Genomic DNA, 22148 nt, shown 5'->3' on the forward strand with positions numbered 1-22148 from the left:
ACAGTCACCCCGTCGCCGATCGGGCCGCGATCACGCGCGGCTGCCGGGCCCGGCCATGGAGCAGCAGCGCGAAGCCCAGCCCCATCCAGAACAGCTCCCGCGCTCGCTTGAGCAGGGCGAAGGTGGCCGCCATCTCCAGCGAGGCTCCCTTGCCTCCGGCGCTCAAGAGCGCCACATAGCTGGCGTCCTGAATCCCCAGGCCCGCGGGCACGAAGAAGGCCGCCGAGCGCGCCACCGAGATGACGGCCTCGATCGCCATCGCGTCGAAGAAGCTCACCGGAAGCCCGAGCAGGCGCAGCATAAGGTAGCCCTCGACGCCCTCGGCCAGCCACATCAAGAGGTAGTACGGGGCGGCACGTCCTCCAGCTCGCCGCTCCAGGGCTCGTCCCAGGTGCGTGTCCGTCTGGGAGAAGGCCGCGCGCCGGCGCTCGAGCCAGGCCCGCAGGGCGCGCATGGGCAGCCGCTCCAGGAGCATGCCGAGCCGAGCCGCGGTGCCACCGCCGCTCAGGGCCTTCCCAGTGCCAGCCGCCACGAGCAACAGCACGACCGCCGTGCCGCCCAGGAACACGGGCAGCCCGGGGATGCCGAGCAGATCCTTCGAGCGCGCGGAGAGGAAGCCCCAGCCGAGCGCCGTGGAGATCGCGAGGAACACGCCATGGCCCTTCAGGGCGAGGCACTTGCGCGCGGCCAGGGAGCTGACGCCCTCGGTGACGGGCACATCGCAGCGCGACTGGAGGAACATGAGCCGGGCCCCATCCGAGAGCACGGCGCCTCCGGGAACGCTGAACGTGAGGGCCTCGGAGGCGAACCGGATGCTCACCAGCCGAAGAGTCTGCGCGCCTCGGCCCAGGGCCGCGAGGATCCTTCGCAGGCCCATGCCGTCGAACAGCACGGAGACGCCATAGGGCACCAGCACCCATGTCACCGCCGGGCCCAGTCGAGCCACCTCCGCCCAGACCTGCCGGAAGTCCACATCATGGAAGGCCCACGTGAGGCCCACTCCCGCGACCCCGAGCGCCGCGCCATACAGGAGGATCTGCTTCCTGGTCAGATGACCCGCCATCGCCGCCACCCCTTCCACCGTCACTCCAGGATTCGTGCTTCGAGGGCCAAGCCCTCATGGCTCCCGCTTCAGGAGGCGTAGCGGCCAGACTCCACGTCCGCGACCGGCTCGGAGACCCGCGCAGGGACCGCAGCCGGAGGCTGGACGTCATGGCCCATCAGCAGCCGCAGCAGCCGGCTCGGCTCCACGGGCTTGGGCAGGAAGGCCTCGGCGCCGGCATCCAGCGCCCGCTGCCGGACGTGCGGCCGGTTCAGCCCGCTCATCACCACCACCCGCGTGTTGCGAGTCAGCGGGTGCTGCTTGAGGCCCTCGCACAGCCGGAGCCCATCTACCCAGTGCAGCACCACGTCCAGCAGGATGGCGGTGGGCGGCCGCCGCGCCACCGCGCAGAACAGCGCCAGCTCGTCCGCGAAGGACACCACCGTCGCTCCCGTGGACTCCAGGAGCTGGGTCATCGCCTCGCGGGCATCCGGATCGTCATCCACGACGTAGTAGAGGTCCGGCTCCAGCATGGGAATCGTCGTCGGCACCGGCTCCACCGTCGTCCGCAGCCACGAGCCCAGCACCTCGCGCATGCCGGCCCACCGCGCCGAGGCCAGCAGCGCCAGCGGGGTAGGGGCCGCCAGCCCCAGCACTCCGCCGCTGTAGACGCCACCCACGGGGCCTCGTCTCCGAGCAGCCAGGAACGCCTCCGGGGCCCGGCGGCCCGCGCGCCGCAGCCACGCGATCGAGCGAGCCCCCGCCGCCGCGTCCTCCATCAGCTCCGAGAGCCCCTCGCGGACATACCGGCGCTCCAGCGCCGAGGGCTCCAGGCCCCCATCCAGCAGCCCCACCGCCGCGCGGCTGCACGTGGCCAGCGTCTCCGACAGCCCCAGTTGCAGCGGGTGGCCCAGCGCCGCCGGCCCCACGGCCACCTGCCCGGGCGCCACCAGCGAGCGGCCCGGCCCGAAGGGCAGCCGCGTCGTCTCCAGCGCCGTCAGCTCGAAGCCCTCCTCCACGAGCCCATCCCGCGCCGCCATCATCAGCGCCTGGCACAGGTCCGCCGGAGTCACCGCCGGCCCGAAGGCGAGCGCGTACACCGAGTGCGCGCCCGGCAGCAGGAACAGTCCATCCACCGTGGGCAAAGGAGCAATCCACAGCCGGGCCAGCGGCGAGAGCGTCAACCGCGAGGAGCAGTGGCGAAGCCGGGCCTGCACCGCGGCCACCGTGGGCGCCGGCCGGAACCCGGGGAAGAACGCATCCCCGAGCAACCCTCCCGCGCCCGTGGCCAGGGCCGCCGCGTGGAAGCGCTCGCCACTGCCCTGGGCGCGGACCACCAGCGGACCACTGTTGCGCACCGCGGCCGGAGCATCCGGAGCCGGAGGCTGGTTCTCCACGCGATCCACGTGCCGCTCCACGAACCGGGCCCCCTGAGCCGTCGCGGCGGTGACGAGCGCCTCGCGCACGATCGCCAGCCCGCCCTGGCCCTGCGGCCAGCCATCCACCACCCAGAGCCCCCCCGGAGGAGCAGGCAGCAGCTCCCTGCGGCCCTGGGCCAGGATCTCCACGCCGCGAAGCTCGTGGACGCGCCACTCCATGGGGACGCGGCAGCCGAGCGCGGCCAGGCGCGAGCGGCACTCGGGGGTCAACACCACCGGAGGCGGCACCCGCTCCGGATCCCCATCCGAGTACACCCGCACGTCCAGCGAGATCCCCCGAGCCCGTCCATTGAAGAGCAGGGAAGCGGCCAGCCCCGCGCCAGCAATGCCCCCGCCGATGACCGCCACCCTGGAACCGCCCACCAGCCTGCTTCCGCTCATCCGCGCCCCCGCTCGCCCTCGGTGCGTCTGCTTCTCAATGAATCGCCTCAGTGCCGCTGCGCCACCGCCGGAGGGGCAACCCCCATGGAAGCGCCGTACACCACCACCCGGTCCCGGCCCTCTCGCTTGGCCACGTAGAGCGCCGCGTCCGCCGCCTTCAGCAGCGCGTCCGTGTTCTCCCGCGGCGTGCCCTGCGAGTGATCCGCGATCCCCACGCTCACGCTCAGCCCGAAGGGGGCCGGCCGCCCATCACTGCGCTGCACCACCACGTTGCGCAGCCCGGCGCGGATGCGCTCGGCGAACGCCGCCGCCTCGATGGCCGTCTGGTGCGGCAGCAGGGCGACGAACTCGTCCCCGCCGAAGCGCGCCGCGAAGTCCGACTCGCGCAGGTTGCCCTTCAGGTGCGAGGCGAGCGCCAGGATCGCCCGGTTGCCCACGTCATGGCCCATCCCATCGTTGATGGCCTTGAGGTGGTCCAGATCGATCACGACGATGGACAGCGGGTACTGGTAGCGGTTGGCGCGGCGGAACTCCTCCTCCATCCGCAGCGTCAGCGCCCGGAAGTTGGCCAGCCCCGTGAGGGCGTCCGTCTGGGCGAGCACTCGGAGCCGGTGCTGGTGCTCGCTCTGGCGCAGCGCGCGATCGATCCGCGCCAAGAGCTCGCGAGCGCTGGCCGGCTTGTGGATGAAGTCCACCGCCCCGCGCTCCAGGCACCTCTCCAGGGTGGCCTCGTCCGTGTCGCCCGTGAGGAAGATGACAGGCACGGCGTCCGTGCGCACATCCCCCTGCAGGGTCTCCAGCACCGACAGCCCATCCCCGCTGGGCAGGAAGCGATCCAGGAGGATGAGATTGGGCCGATGCTCGCGGGCCAGCTCCACGCCGGCCTCCGCGTCGGCCGCCGCCAACACCTCGAACTTCGCCACCAGCAGGTCCGAGAGGCTGTCTCGAACACCGGCATCGTCCTCGATGATGAGGATGAGGGCCCGCTCACTGCCAGAGCCGCGCCGTTCCATGCAACGCTCCGTTGCGCACGCCTGCTCCGAAATGGCAGGCCGAAGATCTCGAGCGCCACGCCCCGCAGAGTGCTCCTGACGCCCATGCGCCCCTCGCGCTTCTGCCGCCACCGCACCGTACTCCGAGCACTCGCTGTCCTCCGCAACCTTCACCCGAGACCTCCGGCTGCCAAGTCCGCTCGTCGCTTTTCCGTACCGCCCCTCTGCGGAGGCGTGGTGGACGTGGGAGCAAGCCGCGTGCCCTGGGGGGAGCATGACGGCCGGAGTATTTTCAGGCGGTTGCGGTGACTGCTACACCGCAAGTCTTACCGATCTGGAAGACCTTCCAGGATAGGAAGTCGTGACGCGGTAGGAATTCCCGTGCGCCGGAGAACGATGGGCGACTGAAGGTGCAGGGCTAGCGTCGGTTAATGAACTGAACGCGGCGGCCGCCGCCCCCGCCCAGGGTCTGCGGAGGCGGGGCCTCGAGCCCGAACTGCCACCAGGTGGGCTCGTACGGCTTCATCTTCAGCCGCTTGTCGTTCTGCAGCTGGGTGAGGCTGGCCTTGAGCTTCTCGTCGGTGGGGTTGGTCTCCACGGCGCGCGCCAGCACCCGCAGGGCCTTGTCCTTTTCTTTGGTCTGCACCAGGCACCAGGCATACGCGGCCCAGATGATCGCGTCCTTCTTGCCGGCGTTCACCGCCTCCTCGAAGGAGGCCTCCATGGCGGTGAAGTTCTTGCGCTGGTAGTGCAGGGCGCCCTCCAGGGCCTTGGCCATGTAGTTGCGCGAGCCGCTCTTGGAGAAGTGGACCTGGGCGCCATCCAGATCCTTCACCATGTACTTGAGCATGCCGATCTGAGCGTGGAGCTCGGGGCCGACCATGAACTGCCACTTGTCGTAGGTCAGGCCCTGCTCGAGCATCTTCACCGCGCGCTCGACCTTCTGCTGAGCATCCTTCTGGGTGGTGGCCTGGGTGGCGAACTCCTTCTGGACGGAGTCCATGAGCGCCTGGATGCGCTGCGCCACACGGCGGGCCAGGAGGATGAAGGTGGCGACCAGGGCGAGGACGCCGGGGATGATGCCGGCCCAGAGGGAGAAGCCCGCCAGCTTGACGCCCAGGGTGATGGCGATCCCCACGGCCAGGGAGATGAGAAGGTTGTACATGTGCGGACCCTCTAGCCATTTGGCCGCGAGGCCGCAATCTCCGGGTGCATAGGAGCGTCAGCCGCGCTATACGTCAGCCCGGTTTTTTGGACCCAGGCAGGGCCCTCTGTCGAAATTGGTAGACGAGGCGGACTCAAAATCCGCTGCGGCTGACCCCGCGTCCCGGTTCGAGTCCGGGGAGGGCCATTTCGGAAGTCAGGCAGTGCGCGTCGCGCGGCCCTCCTGGGCGCGCCTGGGGGGTGGACAGGACGTCCCCTCGGGGAGGAGCCCGATGAAGGTGCTGGTGGCCGAGGACGACGCGAGCCTGCGCGAGGGTATCAGCGACGTCCTCTCCGAGCTGGCGGAGGTGCACTCGGCCGGCTCGGTGGACGCGGCCCTGGCGCTGCTCCAGCAGGAGCGCTTCGAGCTGGTGCTCACGGACTTGCGGCTCGCGGGGACGGGCAAGGGCGGCCGGTCCATTCTGGAAGCGGCCCGGCGCAGGCTCCAGGCGGTGGCCATCGTCAGCGCGGCGACACCAGAGGATCTCCAGCGGGCGTTGGAGCCCCTGGAGGCGGATGCCATCCTCGCCAAGCCCTTCCAGCTCGAGGACATGATCGCGCTCGTCGAGCGCTTCCTGGCGCTGAGAGGTGACTTGGAGCGGCTGTCGAAGGCCTGGCCTCCCGAGTCCGGCTGGACGGAAGTGGCCGCGGGAGCGCACCTCCAGCAGGTGCAGTCCCCGGAGCCCGAGGAGGATGCGACCTGGATCCGCCTGCAGCCGGGGACGAGCTACGCCTGGACGCACCACAGCGGGCGGGCAGGGGTGTTGGTGGTGGAGGGAGCGCTCGAAGTGGAGGGGGAGCGGCAGCCGGCGCCGCGGTATCTCTTCCTCTCCCGGGGGCAACCTCCCACCATGAGAACCGAGCAAGGGTGCTTGGTGCTCTCGCTGGCGCTGCGCGGCTGAAGGGCCCTGGGACAATCGACTCGTGAGCACGCTCTGGCCTACTCCCCTGGATCCGGCACGTCTGGGACGTCCCTCGCGGCGCGCGGCCACGGCCGCCATCGAGGCGCATGTGGCGGTGCTGCGGGGCGAGCCGTTGAAGGCCTCGCTCGCCACGGCGCTGCGGGAGGCGGAAGGGCTGGGAGGACAGGAGCGGCGCTTCGCGGCGCTGGCGGTGAGGGAGCTCTCGCGGCACCAGCGCTTGCTGGATCTGGCGGCCCGGCTGCTGGGCCATTCTCCGGGGAAGGTGGGGCTCACGGAGGATCAGGCGCTGGTGCGCTATGCGCTCTGGCGGCGGCTCTTCTGTGGAGAGGGCTGGAGCCGGATTGGCCCCGAGGTGAAGCTGCCAGGCCCGGTGCGGCCGCGGACCATCAAGGATGATCTGCTGGCCCGGGTGGTGGGGGATCCCCTGCCGGAGCCGCCGCTGCCCGAGACGGCCGCCGAGCGCTTGGCGATCCGCTACTCGTTCCCCACCTGGCTGGTGGATCGGCTGGCCGCGCTGCACTCGGAGCAGACGCTGGAGGCCCTGCTGGCCGCGCTCGATGAGGAGCCGGCGCTGCACTTCCGGGTCCGGCCCACGGGGACGCGGGCGGAGGTGCTGGCCCAGTTGATCGAGGAGGGCGTGGCCGCCGAGCCGGTGGATTTGGCCCCGGACGCGGTGCGGATCGTGGACTCGAGCCACCGTGTCTTCGAGACGAAGGTGATGAAGACGGGCCGGCTCCAAGTGCAGGACGTGGGCAGCCAGCTCATCGCCGAGGTGTGCCGCCCGCCCGAGGGCTCGCTGGAGGGCCAAACGGTGGCGGACGTCTGCGCTGGAGCGGGGGGAAAGACGCTGGCGCTGGCGGACATGGTGGGCGCGGCGGGCCGGGTGCTGGCGGGCGATCGCTCGAAGCGGCGGCTGGCCCAGGCGCGCGAGCGGGTGAGGGAGCTCTCGGTTCGCAACGTGTCCTTCCCGCACCCGCTGCCGCTGGGAGGCGTGGACGTGCTGCTGGTGGACGCGCCGTGCAGTGGAACGGGCTCGCTGGGGCGCGAGCCGGATCAGAAGTGGAAGCTCACCGCGAAGGCGATCACGGAGTTCCAAGCCACCCAGCTCTCCCTGCTGGACGAGGTGGCGAAGGAGGCCAGGCCCGGGGCGCTGATCGTCTACGCCACCTGCTCGCTGTTGCCGGAGGAGAACGACGAGGTGGTGCGAGGCTTCCTGGAGAAGCATCCGGACTTCACGCTGGAGCCGGTGGCGCCGGTGCTGGGGCCGGAGCGGGCGGCGGCGCTGTGCGACGGCCCATTCCTGAGGCCGCTCCCCCCGCGAGTCCCGGGCGGAGGCTTCTTCGCCGCGCGGCTGCGCAAGCTCCAGGGTTGACAGGGCCCAACGGCCCACGCTACGGACACTGCTGTCAGCTCTTCCGGGGGTAGCCCGTCTTGGCAGATGCGAAGCAGACCGAGGTCATGAAGCAGATCCAGCAGGCGTTCCAGACGGCCCAGGCCCAACTGGCGCAGCTTCGCGAGGCGGTGACTCACACGGCGGAGCTGGCCCGGTTGAACTCGCGGGGAAACTCGCTGCAGATGGAGAAGGAGAAGGCGCTGCGGGAGCTGGGCGAGGCGGTGTGGCGGCAGGTGCAGAAGGGCAGGCTGGAGCTTCCTTCCTTGCTGGCTCCTCAGGTGAAGGCGGTGGAAGCAGCCGAGCAGCGGGCGGCGGCGCACGCGGCGGAGATCACCGACATCCTTCAGGAAGGAGAGGCGGTGGCAGCGCGGTTGAAGGGAAAAAACGACGGCAGGGTGCAAACACCACTGGCGCCCAAGCCGAAAAGGAAGTAGAAGGTCGCCGCTTTCGACGGTGGCCGCTCCCCAGAGCGGCGGCAGCACGAAGTTTCGGGGCTATAGCTCAGCTGGGAGAGCGCTTGAATGGCATTCAAGAGGTCACCGGTTCGATCCCGGTTAGCTCCACAAAGAAGCCCTCCGAGGAGAAATCCTCGGGGGGCTTCGGCTTTTGCGGGCACTGAAATCACTCTTCTCGCTAAGGCGAGCGATGCGGGCCAGCTCCATCAGCGCTCGTTCTCGCCCTCATCCTCGGCGAGGATCCGGTAGAGCGCTCGGCGCGCCTCCGCGAGCACCTTGCGCGCCTCGGCGGCTTGCGTGGGAGTGCCTCCCGTGCCGATCTGCATCGCGGCCGTGCCGATGCTCCGCATGAGGTTCATGAAGTCGAGCACCCCTTCACCCGCCGCGTCGCTCATCGCCTCCCAGGGAGCCGCCACCTCTTCGTGGTGCTCCTTCACGTAGGCCTGGCCTTGCTCGGTGAGCATGAACACGCGGCCGCTGCCTGACTCCTGCACCCGCACCAACCCCTCGTCCTCGAGCTGCTGCAGGGCGGGGTAGACCGAGCCCGGGCTGGGGCGCCACATCCCGTTACTGCGCTGCTCCAACTCCTGCATGATCTGGTAGCCGTTGCGCGGCTGCTCCGAGAGCAGCGCGAGGATCCCCGCTCGCACGTCTCCGCGCCGAGCCCGCCCGCCCGGACGGAAGCGATCCCACGGGAAGCCCCGGCCGAACGGGCCTCCGAAGCCGAACGGGCCTCCTCGAGGGCCATGACCACCCGGTCCGCGGCCATGCCCGCGCCCGCCCATCGCCATCCGCTCGTCATGGGCATGGTGGTGGTGATCGTGGTGATGGTGCTCGAAGCCCGGAGGCCCGAAGGGGCCATGACCGGGACGACCAAAAAAGTTCCAGAACGGTTCGCCGTGCATATGTGTCTCCTCTCGCGGCTCGTTAGCTCGCGATGCATCAACGATATATCGGAATATAACGGCGTCAAGGGGCACCTGGTGCGCCTGGAGCCGAGTTCACGCCCGGCGCGCTGCCCGCAACGCAAACGGCCGGGCCCCTGGAGAGGAGCACCGGCCGTTCAGAGCGAAGCCGCTCGAGCCTGGGTCTACGCCTTGCCGGCGAAGATGTTCATCACGTCCTTGAGCAGCTTGACGGACTCGGCGTGCGGACGCTGGAAGGCGTTGCGGCCCATGATCGAGCCGAAGCCGCCGCCCTGGTGGATCTGCTTGATCTCCTCCAGCAGCGCCGGCGTGTCCTTGGCCTCGCCACCCGAGAAGATGACGATCCGCTTGCCGTTGAACGCCGAGCGCACCACCTCTTTCACGCGGTCGGCCATCGTCTTCGTGGGGATGCCGGCCTTCTCGAAGGCCTTCTTGGCCTCGGGCTGCTCGAGGTGATCCTGCGGCGGCTTCACCTTGATGATGTGCGCGCCGAGCTGCGCGCTGATCTGCGCCGCGTACGCCACCACGTCGATGCCCGTCTCCCCCTCTTTGGACATGTTGCCGCGAGGGTAGGCCCACAGCACCGTGGGCAGGCCGTAGGACTTGGCCTCGGCGATGATGTCGCGCAGATCCTCGTACTGCTCGTTGCGAGCCCCCGAGCCCGGATAGATGGTGTAGCCCACCGCCGCGCAGCCCAGCCGCACCGCGTCCTTCACCGAGGACGTCACCGCGGACATGGGGTTGGGCACCTTCGCCAACGAGTCCGAGTTGTTCACCTTGAGGATGAGCGGAATCTCGCCCATGTACTTGCCGGCCACCGCCTCCAGGAAGCCGAGCGGCGCCGCGTAGGCGTTGCAGCCCGAGTCGATGGCGAGCTGGATGTGGTAGTCGGGATCGTACCCGGCGGGGTTGGGCCCGAAGGAGCGAGCGGGGCCGTGCTCGAAGCCCTGATCCACCGGGAGGATGACCAGCTTGCCCGTGCCGGCGAGCGTGCCGTGGTTCAGCAGGCGAGCCAGGTTGGTGAGGGTGCCCGGGCTGTCGGACGGGTACCACGAGAGGATCTGCTTCACACGATCGGTGTAGGCCATAAGGCTCCTGGGTGTCGGGGCCACGGCCATGCGGCCCGGCCCGGTCGGCAACGGCGCGGATTGTGCTTCTCGTCTCACGGAGCGCAAGGAGTTCCCGCGAAAAAGTGTCAGCGCCCATACGCCCCGGACCTGACAGGGACACGCCAGCTCCCTGAAGGCGGTGGGAAACGTAAAGAAGCGGTGACGAGGCCCGTACGAAGATGGATGCTGCTCCGCCGCGGTCCGCGTGAGCAGGAGGACCGCGAACGAGGCCATCAGTGAAACGGACAGTTCTCGGACATCTCGTGAGAGTAGGGCTGGTGCTCGCCGCCGGGACAGCGACGGCGCAGGTCGTGGTGCCAGGAGGGGCAGAGAGCGCTCCCGTCTCGGCGGGGCAGACAGCTTCGGAGTCGGCGGCTGGGACGCAGGGCACTTCCTCCTCCACGCCGGGGACGCAGGGCACCTCCACCTCCATGCCGGGGCCACAGGGCAGATCCATCCCCATGCCGGAGGCGCAGGGTACGACCCTGCCGGGGACGCAGGGCACCTCTCCGGCGCCGAGTCCGGAGACCCAGAACACGCCTGTGCCGGGCACCCCCGCGGCGTTGCCCGGACAGCCCGGGGGCGCGGGCGCGGGTCCTCCCGCGTCCCCGTTGAGGGACGTGCCCGCCAAGGCTCCCGCGGTGGGCTCCCAGAGCGCGACCCCGAAGGCCCAGGACACCGCGGCCCAGAATGCGACCCGCTCCACCGCGCAGGGTGCGGAGGTCACCCTGGGCGCGCCCGTGCCTCCGAGGACGCTGCTCACGCTCGAGCAGCTCGTGGAGCGGGCGCGCCGCTCGGACGCCCGCGTCGAGGAGTCCGAGGCGGAGATCCGCCGGCTGCAGGCGCTGCAGCGGCAGGCCCACTGGGCGTGGTTCCCCAAGTTCGAGACAGTGGTGGGCTTCGGCGGCCCCGAGCCCGAGGCGTACAACGATGGGCTCGGCGGGCCTCCCACGACGCATGCCTCGCTGGAGGGAGATTGGGACTTCGGCAAGCTCGGAGTGACGGTGCGCGCCGATGTCAGCGCCCTGCTGCCCATCTACACCTTCGGCAAGCTCACGGCGCTGGAGAAGGCGGGAGACCAGGGGCCCGTCATCGGCTACGCGCTGCGAGAGCGGGCCCGCGACGAGGCCGGGTTCCAGGCCGCGCAGGCGTTCTACGCATACCAGCTCGCACGCTCGGGCCTGGTGCAGCTCGAGGACGTGGCGAAGCGGTTGGAGGACGCGGACAAGCGCATCCATGATCTGCTCGAGCAGGAGTCCCAGCAGGTGTCCAAGTCGGACACGTACAAGGTGAACTTCTTCAAGCAGGTGGTGGCCGCGCGTCGCAGCGAGGCGCAGCAGGGCAGGCTCCAGGCGCTGGCGGCCCTCAGCCTGCTGTCGGGCGCAAAGCCCGACGATGCGCTGGAGATTGCCGAGGTGGACCTGCCGCTGGAAGAGGAGTTCAAGCCTCCCACGCTGGAGCGGGCGATCGAGCTCGCCGAGCAGCACCGGCCCGAGCTGGTGGCCATCCAGGCCGGCATCGCCGCGCGTGAGCAGCAGGTCCTCATCCGTGAGCGCTCCTACTACCCGGATCTGGGGATCATCGGCTTCGCGCGGTACACATACACCAGCAATGCCACGCCCCAGCGCTCGCCCTTCGCCTACGATCCCTATAACGACCGGACCGTGGGCATCGGCCTCGCGGCACGCGGCACGTTCGACATCCCCGTGAAGAACGCGCAGCTCGATGAGGCTCGCGCGGAGCTGGACAAGCTCAAGGCGCAGCAGCGGCTGCTCCAGTCGGCCATTCGCCTGGAAGTGACCAAGGTGCATGGCGATCTGGTGAGCGCGCTCGATCGCTCGCGGGCCTACACCGAGGCGGAGAAGAACGCCCGGCGCTGGGCCACCGCCGCCTACGCCTCCTTCGATCTGGGCACCGCGGATACACGGGAACTGATGGATGCGTTCACCGCGCTCGCACAGGCCTCGGCCGAAAAATCGAAGGGCTGGTTCGACGTCCGTGTGGGAATAGCGGCGCTGAACCGCGTCACGGGCGTGACGCACGCAGAGCAGTGAATAACGAGACGGCTTCCCCTGTCGTCCCTTCGGACAGCACTTCCAGGAGACTCGAAACGATGCTCGCACCTTTGATTGCCGCCACGCTGCTTGCCGCTGCACCTGCGACCCCGCTCGAGGTCGTCAAGGCCGGCAATGCGGATGTCCAGAAGGCCGCCAACACACCTGGAGCCACGGTCGAGCAGCTCGCCACCGTGGTGGAGAAGTTCGTCGACTTCGAGGAGCTCGCGAAGCGGGCCCTGGGCAAGAGCTGGGACACCCTCACCCCCGCGCAGCGCAAGGACTTCACGGAGACGATGAAGGGAGTCCTGCGCGCCTCGTACGCCCAGAAGGCCATCGGCCAGGCCAACGCCAACGTGACGTACGGCAAGGAGACCATCAAGGGCGACGAGGCCACCGTCAACACCACCATCAAGGTGAAGTCGGATCAGGTCCCGGTGGATTACCGGCTCTACAAGGCGGGGAAGGGCGGCTGGCGCATCTATGACATCGTCACGGATGAGGTCTCCCTCGTGGAGACGTACGCCGGCCAGTTCCGCAAGCTGCTGGCCGACAAGGGCTTCGACGGCCTGCTCTCCACGCTGAAGGCCAAGCGGGCACAGCTGGAGAAGTCGGCCGCCACCACGAAGGCCTCGGACGTCGGCGGCACCTCGGCCACGAGCGCTGGGGCCACGGATGTGAAGCCCCCGGCCGGCCAGCAGGCTCCGGCCGGTAAGAAGTAGCCGGAGGCGTCAGCGCCCTCGGGCCGCGGAGTCCAGGCCCAGGGCGCTGACCAGCCCCTGCGCGAGCGGAATGGCGGGGGTGAAGCCCAGCTCCTTCGCCGCTCGCTCCATCGAGCAGGTCCACGCGGGGTAGCTCATCTCCCGGACCTTGTCCCGGTTGAGGATGGGGATGGTGCCCCTCACTCGCGCGGCCAGCTCCGAGCCCAGCCCCACCACGTAGCTGACCGTGTCGGGCACCGGCACCACCGTTGGCTTCGCGCGGCCCATGGCCTGCGAGAGCGCCAGGCAGAAGTCCTCCCAGCGGTGCTCGGCGCCGTCGGACACCATGTACACGCCCGCGGTCGGATCATCCGCGCGCAGCGTCTGGCCGCGCTCGGTGGCCGCGAGCAGCACGGTGCACAGATCATCCACGTGGATGAGCGAGTAGTGCTTGGGCCCGAAGCCGCTCTTGAGCATCACCCCGAGCCGCGCCATGGGCAGCATGGACGGCAGGAACTCCTGATCCCCCGGCCCATAGACGATAGGAGGACGGACGATCACCGCGGGCACACGGTGGGCGAACTCGCGCACCGCCTGCTCGCCGCCCAGCTTGCTGCGGCCATAGATCGAGACGGGCGCAGGTGCCTCCTCCTCGCGCCGGGGACGCCCCGGAATGGAAGGCCCCGCGGCCGCCAGGGACGAGCAGTAGACGAGCCGCGGCGGTGAGGCCAGCTCCGCCATGGCCTTCACCAGCCGGCGGGTGCCCTCGGCGTTGCCCTGGAAGTAGCCCTCGGGCCCCTTCGCCTTGGTGACGCCCGCGAGGTGGATGACACAGTCCACGCCCTGCACGGCCTCGACGAGCCCCTCGCCCGTGAGCAGATCGCCCACCGCGAAGCGAGCCCCGATCGAGTCCAGGATGCCGCGCTTGGAGGTGCGGCGCACCAGCGCCGTGAGGGTGTCACCGCGCTCGACGATGCGGCGCGCGAGCCGCTGGCCGATGAACCCCGTGCTCCCGGTGAGGAGGATGTGCAAGATGAAGACTCCGTGTCAGACAGAGGGCGGCGCCAAGGTAGCAGGCGCCATGCTCATTGTCCTGAGCCGGGCCATTTGTCATCCTTCACGCGCTGTGGGGGGCCTCGACCCGGGGCTCCATGGGCGGCGTGGGCCGGCGCGTCCGATACCTGAATCTCTCGGGAGTCGTCGATGCGAAGCTTCGTGCTGCCTGGCCTGCTGCTCTTGCTGATTCATACCTCGGCGAGTGCACAGGGCATCCTCCAGGTGCAGATCGTCAATCCCGCCGAATCCACGACGTCCACAGGCACCCTGGATGTCCAGGTGAAGATCACGTCCACGTACCAGGTCGACACCGTCACCGCCCAGGTGGACACGCTCTCGGCGCCTCTCCAACAGTCCACCTCCGGCCCCTGGACCGGGAGCATGGACCTGCGCTCGCTGGCCTGGGGCGCGCACACCCTCACCGTGAGAGCGCACGACGTGATGGGCCAGACGGCCGAGGTCAGCCGATCCTTCAAGCTGGATCAGCCTCCGGTCATCACGCTGGCCCAGCCCTCCTGGGACACCGCCGTGAACTCCACGCTCCACCTTGAGGGCTCGTGCCAGGACGATGATCCGGGTGGCTGCTCCGGCACCCTCGAGGCCCAGGTGGTGCGCTACCAGGTTGCGAACTCCTCCGAGCCGGTGCTCGCCTCGGGGGGCCAGTCGATCTCGGCCTCCTTGGATCTGTCCCCCTTCGACGATGGCCAGTGGTGGCTGATCGTCCGGCTCCGCGCGGCGGATAACACCATCCCGGCCTTCGCCTCCCGCCGCATCTACGTCGCCAAGCCCCCGCGCTACCAGTTCGTCGGCGAGGCTCCTTCGGCGCTGATCGACTTCGACTCGGAGCACTTCCTGTCCGTTCGTGACGCCGAGGAGTTCACCCTGCAGCGGCGCGACACGGGAGCCATCGAGCAGCACTACGTCCTCACGGGAGGCGTGCCCGATCGCGATCTGCTCGTGGGAGCGCTCACGCCCAAGGGAGCGCTCTTCCGCGGCAAGGATGCGCGGCTCTACGAGTGGAGGGAGGGAAACCTCATCGACCATGGCACCGGCCCCTACGGACCGCCCGGGTTCATCGTCCAGGGGAACTGGGTGGCTATTGGTGGCGACCTGCGGCACGAGACCACGGGCCACACCTGGACGCCGCCCTACGGCATCCAAGCGCTCTCGCCGCGAGGGGACGTGGCGGCGGACTCCCGGGATCCGAACTTGCGTGGCATCACGCTCTTCAGGGCGGGGGCGGTGCGGAAGGTGGCGGACACCTCCTACGAGCCGAGCTTGAACGGCTACGTCCGGTCCCTCGCGACCGACGGCTACCACTTCGCCTGGGTCGAGAAGCCCCTGGAACGAAATGACGAGGTCGTCTACCTGTCCGAGGGTGGAACGAAGCAGGAGATTGCGCGAGCCGGAGGCGGCTTCGGTACGTACCCCGGCACTCTCTTCGTCAACGAGGGGTACGTGGCCTTCTCCAAAGGCTCGACGGATCAGATCCAGGTCTTCCTGCGCAGGCCGGACGGGGTGGTGCAGCAGCTCTCGTTCTTCTCGAAGAACGCGGTGGTGGAGGCGCTCGGCTCTACCGGAGAGGTGATGCTCGACAGCGACGGCCGCCGGTACCTGGGCCGTCCGGAGCTGCTGCCGCTGGAGATTGGCCCCGTCTTCGGCCGGCTGAAGTTCTACCAGGGCGAGTGGTACCTGATGGCGGGCCGCGGCCTGTTCAAGGCGACCTTCCAGACCGGCGAGCGCCCAGCTTCCGGGCCCGCGTGGACACCGCCCACGGGCGATGCGGACTCGGACACCGACGGTGGCACGCCGGGCAATGACGGCGGCATTCCAGACGATCCGGGCGGCACACCCGAGAAGCCGCCCCATCACTCCTGCGCCACCGGGGGCGCCGCCGCCCCGTCATTGCTGGGATGGGGCGGGGTGCTGGTGCTGCTAGCCCTTCGGCCCCGCCGCAGGCTGCGCTGACTCGAACCTCAGAGCGCGCGCTCGAAGATGCGGTGCGTCTTCGAGCGCTTGCCGCCCATGGACTCGATGGCGCGGTTCACCAGGTGGTTGTTCTCCAGCGTCCAGGAGATCTCACCGCCCTCGTAGCCGAGCTGGTGCGCGGTGCGCAGCGTGTCCAGGTACAGGATGGCGTCCAGGCCCCGGCGGCGGTAGCCCTCCTTGATGCCCAGGGTGATCAGCCGCAGCCGGCGGATCTTCCGCGAGGCCAGCAGCAGCTTCGCCAGCCCGATGGGCAGCCCGAACGTGGTGAGGCGACCGTGGGCGACCTTGAGGGCCTCGTTGGCGTCCGGGATCGTCATGGAGAAGGCCACCGGCTCGCCCTTCACCTCGGCGATCAGGAGCAGCTCCGGCTTGACGATCTGCTTCATCTCCCGCGCCAGGTGATCGAACTCGTGGTCCGTCATCGGGACGAAGCCCCAGTTCTTCTCCCAGGCCGCGTTGTAGATGCCCTTGATGAGGGCGACCTCTTGCTCGAAGTTCTTCAGGTTCACCGAGCGCACGGTGATGCCGTCGCGCTGGCGGATCTTCTCGGCGATGCGCGCCACCTTCTCCGGCGGCTGGACCGAGGAGGACAGCTCCCAGGACCACAGATCCATGGCCTTGGTGAAGCCGTTCGCCTCGATCAGCGACGCGTAGTAGGGCACGTTGTACGTCGTCATGATCGCCGGCGGCTTGTCGAAGCCCTCCACCAGCAGGCCACACTCCTGGTTGGTGGAGAAGTTCATGGGCCCCAGCACCTTCACGAAGCCCTTGGCGCGCAGCCACTGCGCCGCGGCGTCGAACAGCGCTCGCGCCACACCCGCATCGTTGATGCACTCGAACAGGCCGAAGAAGCCCTCGTTGGTGCCGTGGAACTCGTTGTAGTGCGGATCCTTCACCGCGGCGATGCGGCCCACCACCTGGCCGCCGCGCCGCGCGAGGAACAGCTCCACCTCGCCGAACTCGAAGAAGGGGTTCTTCTTCGGATCGAGGAAGTCCCGGCGCTCCATCTCCAAGGGCGCCACCCAGTTCGGGTGGCCCTCGTAGAGCGGATAGACCATGCGGATGAAGGCGGTCTTGTCCGCGTTGCCCCGCACGGGCGTCACCGTCACGTCAGGAGGCACGGCGGGCAGGGGAGCGGCGGTCGACGGCTCGGCGGGGAGGGCCATGGCTGGAGCCTAGTTCCTTTCGGCCTGGTTGGTGTTCTGGTCGTGGCCGTTGCGCATGAAGAAGTTGGCGCCCTTCTCCAGCAGCAGCCCCGTGAGCTCGCCGCGCTTCTCCCACAGGCGCTTGGAGGCGCCGGGCAGCTTGCGCAGATCGGCCGGCTGCAGGTTGGCCGCGCGCCAGGTGAGGTGCTCCACCGCGTCGAAGAGCTTCCCGGCCATCTCGCGCGAGGACATCCGCGAGAGCTGATCCAGGGTGAGGCCGCGCTCCATGCCGTTGCCCTCGGAGGTGGCCGCCCACCGCTCGGTGGCCTTGTTGGCGCGCACGCCCGTGCCCGGCCGGGCGATCTGCACCTTCTCGTACGTGGTGGGGCGCGTCTCGGGGATCACGTCCATGCGCCGGCCGATCTTCTCGAAGGTGTCCAGCACCCGGTCCAGCTGCGCGTCCGTGTGCGTGGCCATGAAGCTGGTGCGGATGAGCGCGTGGCCCGCCTCCACCGCCGGAGGGATCACGGGGTTGGCGAACACGCCCGCCTCGTGCAGCGCCTTCCAGAAGCGGAAGCACTTCACCTGCTCGCCGATGTGCACCGGCACCACCGGCGTGACTGACACGCCCGTGTCGAAGCCCATGGCCCGGAAGCCGTTGTGCATCTTCTCGGCGATGTCCAAGAGGCGCGCGCGGCGCTGCGGCTCCGTCTCGATGATCTCCAGCGCCTTGAGCGCCGCCGCGATGGACGCGGGCGTCATGGAGGCCGAGAAGATGACCGAGCGCGCCTTGTGGCGGATGTAGTTGATGACCTCGAAGGGGCCGGCCAGCACGCCGCCCAGCGACGCGAAGCTCTTGGAGAACGTCCCCATCGTCAGGTCCGTGTCCGCCTCCAGCCCGAAGTACTCGGGCACGCCGCGGCCCTTCTCGCCCAGCACGCCCATGGAGTGCGCGTCATCCGTCATCACCCGGGCGTTGTACTTCTTCGCCAGCTCCACGATCCGCGGCAGGTTGCAGAGATCCCCCTCCATGGAGAACACGCCGTCGGTGACGATGATCTTGCCCGCGCCGGGCTCGGCCGCCGCCAGCAGCTGCTCCAGGTGATCCATGTCGTTGTGGCGGAACTTGCGCTCGGTGGAGAACCCCAGCCGGATGCCGTCCACCAGCGAGGCGTGGTTCTGCCTGTCGCTGAAGACGATGTCGTGCCGGCCGAGGATGGACGCCAGCGCCAGGTTCGTCTGGAAGCCGGTGGAGATGACGAGCGCCGCCTCGCGGTTGAGGAACTTGGCCAGGCGCGCCTCGAGCTCCTCGTGCAGCGCCAGGGTGCCGTTGAGCAGGCGCGAGCCGGAGCACGTGGTGCCGAACTTCTCCACCGCCTTGGTGGCCGCTTCCTTCACCCGGGGGTCCGCGGACAGACCCAGGTAGTTGTTGGAGCCCACCATGATGACGCGGCGGCCCTCGATCTCGACCTCGGTCGCCCCATGGGAGGCCTCGATGGAGCGGAAGTAGGGATAGAGGCCTGTGGCCTTCGCGATGCGGAAGTCCTTCCAGTTACGGCACTTGTCGAAGACGTCGCTCATGGTGGTCCTTCTGTCTGCGTCGGGGGATCGTGGAGCGGACTGGGGCGCACATTGTTGCCAGGGCGCGTACCGGCCTGACGCACCGTGGTGCTGCGTGCGACCTCCTAGGGGCGACGCGGGGGCCGTGAATAAAGAGGGTTGCCGGGACTGTCAAGGCGCCAACCTTCAGGACCATGGCAATGGTGTCAGGGTGCGGCACCGGCTCAGGCACCTCTCAGCCCCCAGAAACAGCGGGAGGGGGGGCTGGCTTGAATTGTGGCCAGAAGTTTGCTTTCCGCAGATGCCAGCGAGGTGGTGGGAGGTGAACAGTTTGCGACAGCGGTGGTTCGAGCGGTTCATTCAGTCAGCCCTGGTGAGGCCCTGGTGGGTGTTGGCGTTCTTCGCCGCGCTGGGGTTGGGCGGAGGGCTGCTGTCGACGCGGTTGGAGTTCCGTGGCTCCTTCGTGGAGCTGCTGCCCGAGGGGGCGCGCGAGGTACAGGATCTGACGCGCGTGTCGCAGAAGGCGGGCGGAGACGGGTACCTGGTGCTGCGCGCGCAGGGGGCCTCGCCCGAGACGCTCCGGGCCTACGCGCAGGATCTGCAGGGCAGCCTGGAGAAGCTGCCGGATGTCCGCTACGTGGAGCACCACTTCGACGTGGCCTTCTTTCTCCGCAACGGCCTGCTGTTGATGCCGGCCGAGCGCCTGCACTCGCTGTACACGGATCTCTCGGCCCGGCTGAGCTACGAGCAGCAGCACCTCAACCCCCTCTATGTGGAGCTGGTGGACACGCCGGCGCCGCCCACCTTCGAGGAGCTCCAGCACCAGTACCTGCCCGAGTCTCCGGTGAAGGAGACGCTGGCCTCGGCGGATGGCAAGGAGGTGTACCTGCTCATCAAGCCGGGCGGGACGGCGGCGGATCTGGACTTCGCGCGCCGGTTCGTGGACGAGGTGAAGGCCATGGCCGCGCAGGTGGCGCAGCGCTACCCGGGCGTGGAGGTGGACGCGACAGGCAACTTCCAGAGCCGCATCGAAGAGGACACGGTGATGCGGAGGGATCTCTCCAACGCCGGCATCCTGTCCGCGGTGTTGGCGGTGGTGATCATCCTGCTGGCCACGCGGCGCGTGTCGGCGCTGGCGGTGGTGGGGTTGCCGGTGATGGTGGGCGTGCTGCTCACGTTCGCGTTCACGCAGGTGGCCATTGGACACCTGAACGTGGTGACGGGCTTCCTGGTGGCCATCCTCATTGGCCTGGGCATCGAGTACGGCGTCCACCTGTCCATGCGGTACTGGGAGGAGCGCGAGCAGCAGGACGTGCGGGGCGCGCTCACCGAGGCGGTGCGAGGCACCTTCTCCGGCGCGTTGACCTCGGCCATCACCAACGCGGCGGCCTTCCTCGTGCTGCTGCTGGCGCAGTTCCACGCGTTCCAGCAGTTCGGGCTGATCGCGGGCGTGGGCGTGATGCTGGCGGTGCTCGCCGCCTACGGTATGGGGCCCGCGCTGCTCTCCATCGCCGAGCGCATCCGTCCCTTCCGCCGTCAGGCCCAGGCCCCCGAGGCTGCCCCCGCGAGCGCTCCCCGGGCGAGCCCACAGAAGGCTCCGGGGTCCCCCTGGCCCACGTCCGCGGTGGTGGGGATCGCGCTGTGCGTGGTGGCGTTCGCCGTCTTCTCGGCCTTCGTGGCGCCCCGGCTTCGCTTCGAGACCGACATGCGCAAGCTGAAGGGGGAGTCGCCTTCCTCGAACCTGAGCGATCACATCACCGAGCAGCTGGGCACTCCGCTCAACCCGGCGATCCTGCTGGTGGACAATCTGGAGCAGGCCCGGACGGTGCAGCAGGTCATCTCGGGCATCCAGGCCCGGCATGGCGCGGACTCCGTGTTCCTGCGCTCCGCGTCGCTGGTCGATCTGCTCCCCACGGATGTGGAGCACCGCCAGGCGGAGCTCTCCCACCTGCGGGAGCTGATGGCCAAGGTCCCCCAGTCCCTGCTCGAGGACCCGCGCGTGAAGACCTTCCAGGACATGCTGGGGGCCAGGCCCTATGGGATCGACGAGCTGCCGATCGAGGCGCGCCGCCGCTTCGAGGCGCTGGATGGCAAGGGAACGTTCCTGCTGCTGTTCCCCTCGGTGAGCAACAACGACACGCGGGAGCTGCACCGCTGGGCGGCGCAGCTCGACGAGGTGGTGGAGGGCGCCCGGGCGAAGGGCATTGATCTGTCGGTGCTGGACAGCAACCGGATCGCCTCGCGCATCTTCGCGATGGTGCTCGGGGACGGCCCGTTCATCCTGGCGGCGGCGGCGCTGGTGGTGTTCCTGGCCATCTTCGCCAGCCTGCGCAGCCTCACGCGTGCGCTGCTCGTGGCGGGGCCGCTGTTTCTGGGCATCGTGTGCCTTGCGGGCGGCATGTACCTGTTCGACGTCCAGCTCAACTTCATCAACGCCGTGGTGCTGCCCAACCTGCTGGCGATCGCGGTGGACAACTCCGTGCACCTGTTCCACCGCTACGAGGAGGAGGGGCCGGGCTCGCTGGGCTTCGTGGTGCGGACCACGGGACTGGCGGCGGTGGTGGCCACGCTGTCCAACGCCGCCGGCTATGGCGCGCTGCTGGTCGCCAGCCACCAGGGGCTGCGCTCCATTGGACAGATTGCCATCCTGGGAGTCGTGTGCACCTTCCTGGGGACGACTGTGTTCTTCCCGGCGTTGCTGGCGCTCATCGAGCGCTGGAAGCTCCGTCAGGGACAGGGGGAGGGGGAGGGAGCGTTGGTGCGGAATATCGATATCGGCACGGAGGGTGCGCCTGCCGCGAAACCCGTGGAGCGCAATTCGGCATGAGCCCGTGGTCCACCGAGAGCCTGCGGCTGCTCGACAGCGGAAGGAAGGTTCGTTTCCGCGAGGTAGATCTTGTCCTCATCACCGCCTGCTCGCTCGCCGCACTGACGCTCGTGGGACCGGCGCGCTGGGCGCCTAGGGCGCTGCCCTGTGCAGCCGGCTTCACCGTGCTGGCGCTGGGGCCGCTGATGCTCCGGATGCTGCAGGCCACGTGGCCGAGGAAGCGGCTGCTGCGCTGGGTGGCTGACTTCTGGCTGCTGCCGGTCGCGCTGGTGGGCCACGAGTTCCTCAACCCCCTCGTGGACGCGTTCAACCCGGTGCTGAGGGATGGGCGGCTCGCCGAGATGGAGCATCGGCTGTTCGGCTTCCAGGTCTCGGTGCTGGTGTCGAACTCGGTGCCTCCGTGGCTGATGGACGTGCTGATGGTCTGCTACTACGGCCACTTCATCTGGGCCCTGGTGCTGGGGGTGGTGCTGTACCTCCACAAGCGCGTCGCGGAGTTCGATGAGTTCCTGCTGGCGCTCGGCCTCTTCTTCACGCTGGGGTATGCGGCCTACATCTTCGTGCCCGCGATCGGGCCGCGGCTCTTCCTGCTGGGAGCGTTCTCGGGGCCGCTCGGCGGAGGGGTGATCACTCCGTACCTGGACTCGCTGATGCGCACCCCCGGCTTCATCCGGGACTGCTTCCCCTCGGGGCACACCGGGGCGACGCTCCTGGTGCTCTTCTACGCGTTCCGGTTCTCGCGGCGGGTCTTCTGGACCATGCTGCTGCCGGGGCTGGGCCTCATCGTGGCGACGCTGGCGGGGCGCTTCCACTACGCCACGGACCTGGTGGCCGTGCTGCCCCTGGTGGTGCTGGTGGTGGGGCTGGCCATGAGCTTCTCCCGGGTGGGCAGCCGCCGCCGCACCTACGCATCCGAGCGTTCCGTCCCCATGGACGCTATCGTGCGTCCCTAG

Annotated in this window: 17 protein-coding genes and 2 tRNA genes; 10 read left to right on the top strand and 9 right to left on the bottom strand. The window is 69.2% G+C overall.

What is annotated here, in order from left to right; genetic code table 11:
- Positions 1-4: 4 nt before the first annotated feature.
- The 4 genes from ACJ8AT_RS01760 to ACJ8AT_RS01775 form a co-directional block, all read right to left on the bottom strand.
- Positions 5-1063: a lysylphosphatidylglycerol synthase domain-containing protein gene (locus ACJ8AT_RS01760; protein ID WP_407735768.1), complete on the bottom strand. Its 1059-nt coding sequence runs from the start codon at positions 1061-1063 to the stop codon at positions 5-7.
- Between the two features lie 68 nt (positions 1064-1131).
- Entirely contained in the window at positions 1132-2862 is a 1731-nt protein-coding gene (locus ACJ8AT_RS01765) for a two-component system response regulator (RefSeq protein WP_407735769.1), read from the bottom strand.
- 47 nt (positions 2863-2909) lie between these two features.
- Positions 2910-3875 (bottom strand): diguanylate cyclase, encoded by a 966-nt coding sequence (locus ACJ8AT_RS01770; RefSeq protein WP_407735770.1) that lies wholly within the window; start codon positions 3873-3875, stop codon positions 2910-2912.
- 397 nt (positions 3876-4272) lie between these two features.
- On the bottom strand, positions 4273-5019 hold the full coding sequence (locus ACJ8AT_RS01775) for a tetratricopeptide repeat protein (protein WP_407735771.1): 747 nt from the start codon (positions 5017-5019) through the stop codon (positions 4273-4275).
- Between the two features lie 100 nt (positions 5020-5119).
- Here ACJ8AT_RS01775 and ACJ8AT_RS01780 point away from each other — a divergent pair.
- The 5 genes from ACJ8AT_RS01780 (at position 5120) to ACJ8AT_RS01800 (ending at position 7936) form a co-directional block, all read left to right on the top strand.
- A tRNA-Leu gene (locus tag ACJ8AT_RS01780) sits at positions 5120-5205 on the top strand.
- Between the two features lie 85 nt (positions 5206-5290).
- Positions 5291-5959: a response regulator gene (locus tag ACJ8AT_RS01785; protein ID WP_407735772.1), complete on the top strand. Its 669-nt coding sequence runs from the start codon at positions 5291-5293 to the stop codon at positions 5957-5959.
- Positions 5960-5981: 22 nt separating this feature from the next.
- Positions 5982-7352, top strand: a complete 1371-nt coding sequence (locus tag ACJ8AT_RS01790) for an RsmB/NOP family class I SAM-dependent RNA methyltransferase (protein WP_407735773.1) — start codon at positions 5982-5984, stop codon at positions 7350-7352.
- Positions 7353-7438: 86 nt separating this feature from the next.
- On the top strand, positions 7439-7807 hold the full coding sequence (locus ACJ8AT_RS01795; protein WP_407735774.1) for a hypothetical protein: 369 nt from the start codon (positions 7439-7441) through the stop codon (positions 7805-7807).
- Positions 7808-7863: 56 nt separating this feature from the next.
- Positions 7864-7936, top strand: a tRNA-Ala gene (locus ACJ8AT_RS01800).
- A gap of 98 nt (positions 7937-8034) precedes the next feature.
- Here the strand turns inward: ACJ8AT_RS01800 and ACJ8AT_RS01805 are convergent.
- Together ACJ8AT_RS01805 and ACJ8AT_RS01810 are read right to left on the bottom strand one after the other, a co-directional pair.
- Positions 8035-8733: a helix-turn-helix transcriptional regulator gene (locus ACJ8AT_RS01805; protein WP_407735775.1), complete on the bottom strand. Its 699-nt coding sequence runs from the start codon at positions 8731-8733 to the stop codon at positions 8035-8037.
- A gap of 185 nt (positions 8734-8918) precedes the next feature.
- Positions 8919-9842: a class I fructose-bisphosphate aldolase gene (locus tag ACJ8AT_RS01810; RefSeq protein WP_407735776.1), complete on the bottom strand. Its 924-nt coding sequence runs from the start codon at positions 9840-9842 to the stop codon at positions 8919-8921.
- Positions 9843-10294: 452 nt separating this feature from the next.
- Between ACJ8AT_RS01810 and ACJ8AT_RS01815 the strand changes: the two genes are divergently transcribed.
- Entirely contained in the window at positions 10295-11917 is a 1623-nt protein-coding gene (locus ACJ8AT_RS01815) for a TolC family protein (RefSeq protein ID WP_407735821.1), read from the top strand.
- Positions 11918-11976: 59 nt separating this feature from the next.
- Positions 11977-12639, top strand: a complete 663-nt coding sequence (locus tag ACJ8AT_RS01820) for a phospholipid-binding protein MlaC (protein WP_407735777.1) — start codon at positions 11977-11979, stop codon at positions 12637-12639.
- A gap of 9 nt (positions 12640-12648) precedes the next feature.
- Here ACJ8AT_RS01820 and ACJ8AT_RS01825 read toward each other — a convergent pair whose 3' ends face one another.
- The gene (locus ACJ8AT_RS01825; protein ID WP_407735778.1) at positions 12649-13650 is read right to left on the bottom strand and encodes an NAD-dependent epimerase/dehydratase family protein; all 1002 of its coding nucleotides are present in this window, start codon (positions 13648-13650) and stop codon (positions 12649-12651) included.
- Between the two features lie 171 nt (positions 13651-13821).
- Between ACJ8AT_RS01825 and ACJ8AT_RS01830 the strand changes: the two genes are divergently transcribed.
- Positions 13822-15642 carry an Ig-like domain-containing protein gene (locus tag ACJ8AT_RS01830; RefSeq protein WP_407735779.1) on the top strand — a complete coding sequence of 607 codons (1821 nt, stop codon included), beginning with the start codon at positions 13822-13824 and terminating at the stop codon, positions 15640-15642.
- 8 nt (positions 15643-15650) lie between these two features.
- On the opposite strand, the gene ACJ8AT_RS01835 is transcribed toward ACJ8AT_RS01830, so the two are convergent.
- Both ACJ8AT_RS01835 and ACJ8AT_RS01840 read right to left on the bottom strand, forming a co-directional pair.
- Complete coding sequence (locus ACJ8AT_RS01835; RefSeq protein ID WP_407735780.1) at positions 15651-16829, bottom strand: N-acetyltransferase; 1179 nt, start codon at positions 16827-16829, stop codon at positions 15651-15653.
- A gap of 9 nt (positions 16830-16838) precedes the next feature.
- A complete protein-coding gene (locus ACJ8AT_RS01840; protein ID WP_407735781.1) occupies positions 16839-18389 on the bottom strand; it encodes an aminotransferase class I/II-fold pyridoxal phosphate-dependent enzyme in 1551 nt (516 codons plus the stop codon).
- Between the two features lie 301 nt (positions 18390-18690).
- Here ACJ8AT_RS01840 and ACJ8AT_RS01845 point away from each other — a divergent pair, with 301 nt between their 5' ends.
- Complete coding sequence (locus ACJ8AT_RS01845; RefSeq protein ID WP_407735782.1) at positions 18691-21195, top strand: efflux RND transporter permease subunit; 2505 nt, start codon at positions 18691-18693, stop codon at positions 21193-21195.
- Positions 21192-22148, top strand: a complete 957-nt coding sequence (locus ACJ8AT_RS01850) for a phosphatase PAP2 family protein (protein WP_407735783.1) — start codon at positions 21192-21194, stop codon at positions 22146-22148. Before ACJ8AT_RS01845 ends, ACJ8AT_RS01850 begins: the two co-directional genes overlap by 4 nt.

This window comes from Hyalangium sp., from assembly GCF_045802625.1.
GTDB lineage: Bacteria > Myxococcota > Myxococcia > Myxococcales > Myxococcaceae > Hyalangium.